Annotated in this window: 4 protein-coding genes; 2 read left to right on the top strand and 2 right to left on the bottom strand. The window is 75.8% G+C overall.

Going from position 1 to position 3,834, the window contains the following annotated elements; genetic code table 11:
• Positions 1 to 1,181, bottom strand: a 1,181-nt coding sequence (locus tag ABYE80_RS18275) for a M28 family peptidase (protein WP_372791733.1), incomplete at its 3' end; no start/stop codon positions are given.
• Between the two features lie 104 nt (positions 1,182 to 1,285).
• Between ABYE80_RS18275 and ABYE80_RS18270 the strand changes: the two genes are divergently transcribed.
• Complete coding sequence (locus ABYE80_RS18270) at positions 1,286 to 2,716, top strand: amidase (RefSeq protein ID WP_372791732.1); 1,431 nt, start codon at positions 1,286 to 1,288, stop codon at positions 2,714 to 2,716.
• Positions 2,713 to 3,492: an inositol monophosphatase gene (locus ABYE80_RS18265; protein ID WP_372791731.1), complete on the top strand. Its 780-nt coding sequence runs from the start codon at positions 2,713 to 2,715 to the stop codon at positions 3,490 to 3,492. Before ABYE80_RS18270 ends, ABYE80_RS18265 begins: the two co-directional genes overlap by 4 nt.
• A gap of 12 nt (positions 3,493 to 3,504) precedes the next feature.
• Here the strand turns inward: ABYE80_RS18265 and ABYE80_RS18260 are convergent.
• Positions 3,505 to 3,834, bottom strand: a 330-nt coding sequence (locus ABYE80_RS18260; protein ID WP_372791730.1) for a PPOX class F420-dependent oxidoreductase, incomplete at its 5' end; no start/stop codon positions are given.

Below are 3,834 nucleotides of genomic sequence, written 5' to 3'. Positions count from 1 at the left end.
GCCAGTTCGCGGTCCAGCGCCATGACCAGGGCCAGCGCGAACTCCAGGCAGCCGGCCATCGCCTCGGGGTCCACGTGCTCCGCCGTGTCGCGCTCGGTCCCGGCGTGGGGCGCGAGGTCCTGCGCGTCACGGCACCCGATCGCGATGGCGGGCCAGCCGACGGCTCGTGCCGCCCGCGCGCCGGTCGCCGCTCGGCCCTGCACCGCCCGCGCGCCCAGGCGGGGCTGCCGGGCGGCGACCTCGGCCGCCAGGGCGGTGAGACGGGGGTGGTAGGCCAGCGGCAGCACGAGCCCGTCGCGGGTCCACCACACCGGCGTCCCGGACCCGCACGCGTCGAGATGCAGGACCACGACCTCCTCGGGCGCGAGCCCCGCCCGGCGCTGCGCCGCGATCCAGCGCCGCATGCCCAGCGCGTGCGCGTGGCCCGCCCCGGCCAGGACGAGGTCCACGGCGAGCATCCGCGGGGGACGGCGGTCCAGCGCGGCGACGAGGTCCACGGCGGTCGCGCAGGCGCTCGCGTCGGCTCCGGCGCCGGGGCCGGGGTCGCTCGTCCAGTGGTCGAGCGCCGCGCCGATCGCGACGATCAGGAGCGCCGCGGGAATGAGCTGCAGGAAACCGACCCAGGCGCCGTCCTGGTCCAGGGCGCGCAACGCGCCACCGACCGTGGCGAGCAGGAGGCCGACGGCGACGAGCCCGAAGCCGCCGAGCGCGAGGAGCCCCAGACGCCGCCGCAGGGCGGCCGCCCAGCGTGCGGCGGCACCGCGCTCCGCGATCCCCGCCCGGGGCACGTCGACGGCCGCGGTGACGACGAGGCGCACCGGCGCGTCGTGGTCGGCCAGGGAGACGACGTTCTGCGTGGCGCGAGCGACGGTCAGTCGGCGCAGCAGCGCAAACCGTCCCGACAGGTCGCCCGCGAACAGGAGCGCAGCGGCGAGGCACATGCCCAGGCCGGTCTGCGGGTGGTCGACGGAGACGACGGTCCCGAGCACCGCGAGGCCGCACACGAACGCGAGGACCGGTGGCCACGCGGGGCGCACCCAGACGGTCTGCACGCGCGCGGTGCGACCGACCCCGCGGAGCTCGCGAGCGAGCAGGCGCGCCGCCCGGCGCTCGGCGTCCGACCCGGCGGAGCGGCCCCCGATCGCGGCGATCCGGGAGACGAGCTGGTCGGGCGGAGCCATCGGAGGCGATGCTAGTGGCCACGGCGACCGCGGGGCGCCGCCGCCGTGTGCGTCGCCGCGCACGACCGACGGCCGCCCGGTCGCAGGGCACTAAGGTGCGCGCCATGGACACCACCGATCTCGTGTTCGCGGGCGCGGCCCGCCAGGCCCGGCTGATCGCCGAGGGCGAGGTCACCGCCCGAGAGCTCACGGAGGCCATGCTCGAGCGGATCGACCGGCTCAACCCGGTGCTCAACGCCTATCGCGTCGTGCTCGCCGAGCGCGCGCTCGCGGAGGCGGACGCCGCCGACGAGCGCCGCGCGAAGGCGTTCACGCCGACCGGCCGGCGCCGCAAGGGGTCCGAGGATCCCGGGCTCCTCAACGGCGTGCCCGTGGCGATCAAGGACGACGTGGACATGGCGGGCCACGTCACCGCCTGGGGGACGGCGGCGCACGGACCGGCCAAGACGCAGGACGCGGAGGTCGTCCGCAGGCTGCGCGGCGAGGGCGCGGTCCTGATCGGCAAGACGAACGTCCCGGAGATGACCGCGGTGCCGTGGACGGAGTCCCTGACGTTCGGCGCGACGCGCAACCCGTGGCAGCTCGATCGCACGCCGGGAGGATCCAGCGGGGGGAGCGCCGCGGCGGTGGCGGCGGGACTCGCGGGTGTCGCGCTGGGGTCCGACGGCGGCGGGTCGATCCGCGTCCCGTCCGCGTGGTGCGGGCTGTTCGGCATCAAGCCGCAGCGCGACCGCGTGCCGGTCGCGCCGCACGACGACGCCTGGCAGGGGATGAGCGTCAACGGGCCGCTCGCCCGCACCGTCGAGGACGCGGCGCTCTTCCTGGACGCCACCACCACGCTGCCGGCGCCCGACGGTGGCTTCGCGGCCGCCTGCGCGACCGATCCCCAGCCGCTGCGCATCGCGCTGACCACGAAGCATCCGCTCGGCGTCTTCCCGCCCCCGCTCGGCGACGACCAGCGGCGCGCGCTCGACGCCACCGCGGACGCGCTGCGCGAGCTGGGACACACGGTCGTCGAGCGTGACCCGACCTATCCGTCGTCGCTGTGGAGCGCGGTCAACGTCCGCATCCTGCGCGGGGTGTCCGACGACATCGCCGCCGCGATGCCGAACCGCGGTCGCCTGGAGCGTCGGATCCGCGCCTGGGGCGCGATCGGCGGCGCCGTGCCCGACCGGCTCGTGCGCTGGGCCCGCGAGGCCGAGGCGGGGCAGATGCGCACGTTCGGAGCCATCTTCGACGAGGCCGATGTCGTGATGATGCCGATGGTGCCAGCCGGTCCCTACCGGGTCGGGGAGCACCAGGAGCGCAGCGTGCTCGGGCTGATGGCCCACGCGCCGCGCATGGTCGCCTACGCCGCCGGGATCAACGTGCTCGGGCTGCCGGCCTGCTCGTTGCCGGCCGGCTTCGATGCGGACGGTCTGCCGCTCGCCGTGCAGCTCGTCGGGCCGGCGGCCCGCGAGGATCGGCTGCTGGCGCTCGCCGCCCAGGTCGAGCGTCACCGGCCGTGGGCCCAGCACCGCCCCGCCGTCGGATGAGCGGCACGCCGTCCGCGGACGAGTTGCTCGACGTCGCCGTGCAGGCGGCGCGGGTCTCCGGCGCGCTCCTGGCGCAGCGGTTCGCCACCGGGGGCGAGCGGGCGGTCGACACGAAGTCCAGCGTGAACGATCCGGTGAGCGAGGCCGACCACGCCAGCGAGCGTGCGATCCGCGAGGTGCTCGACACGCGCCGTCCGGACGACGGGATCATGGGGGAGGAGGGCGAGGACGTCGCCGGGACCTCGGGGCTGCGGTGGATCGTCGATCCGCTCGACGGCACGGTGAACTTCCTCTACGGCATCCCGCAGTGGTGCGTGAGCATCTGCTGCGAGGACCGGGTCGGCGTCGTCTTCGATCCCGTCCGCGACGAGCTGTTCGCGGTCGTCGCCGGCGAGGCCTCGACGCTCAACGGCGCGCCGCTGCCCGAGCGCCGGGCTCCGGCCGGGGGACTGGCCGGCGCACTCGTGGCCACCGGGTTCGGCTACGAGGCCAGGGTCCGCGAGCAGCAGGCCCGCGTCGTGCGCGAGGTCGTTCCGCGGGTGCGGGACATCCGGCGGGCGGGCAGCGCCGCGCTGGATCTCGCCTGGTGCGCCGCCGGCCGGGTCGACGCCTACTACGAGCACGGCGTCAAGACGTGGGACATCGCCGCCGGAGCCCTGCTCTGCCGCGGCGTGGGCCTGCGGGTCGAGCCGCTGCCCGCCGGGGACGAGCGGCCCGCAGGCCTCCTCGCGGCGCCTGCCGAGATCGCGGGCGAGCTGGTGGATCTCGTCGCCTGAGCGGGCGCGGGGTCAGCGCCCGTAGTGCGTGATGCGGTCCGGTCGGATCGCGAACTTCACGCGCTGCTCGCCAGGCTGGCGGAACGGGTACTCGTCCTTGCCGAGGTACTTCTTGGCGAGGCTGTTGATGTGCTCGTCGGCGCCCTCGTGGGTGTCCGCCGCGATGGAACCCGTGATCGACACGAACTCATACGGGTTCTCGGCGTTCGACACGGTCACGGTGATCTGGCCGTTGCGGCGCAGCAGCGTCGGCCAGGCGCGCCCCTCGGCGCTGTTGAGCAGCACGCTCTCGCCGTCGGTGTCGACCCAGACGGGGACGACGAGCGCGGTGCCGTCCTCGCG

It is taken from the genome of Paraconexibacter sp. (genome assembly GCF_041602235.1).
In the GTDB taxonomy this organism is placed as follows: Bacteria; Actinomycetota; Thermoleophilia; order Solirubrobacterales; family Solirubrobacteraceae; genus Paraconexibacter.
The sequence above is the reverse complement of the archived record's forward strand: the minus strand, read 5'-3'. Positions and strand labels throughout refer to the sequence as shown.

Excerpts from the sequence above, each read along its gene's own strand:
- ABYE80_RS18270 (WP_372791732.1), top strand. The coding sequence starts at position 1,286 with ATGGACACCACCGATCTCGTGTTCGCGGGCGCGGCCCGCCAGGCCCGG.
- ABYE80_RS18265 (WP_372791731.1), top strand. The coding sequence starts at position 2,713 with ATGAGCGGCACGCCGTCCGCGGACGAGTTGCTCGACGTCGCCGTGCAG.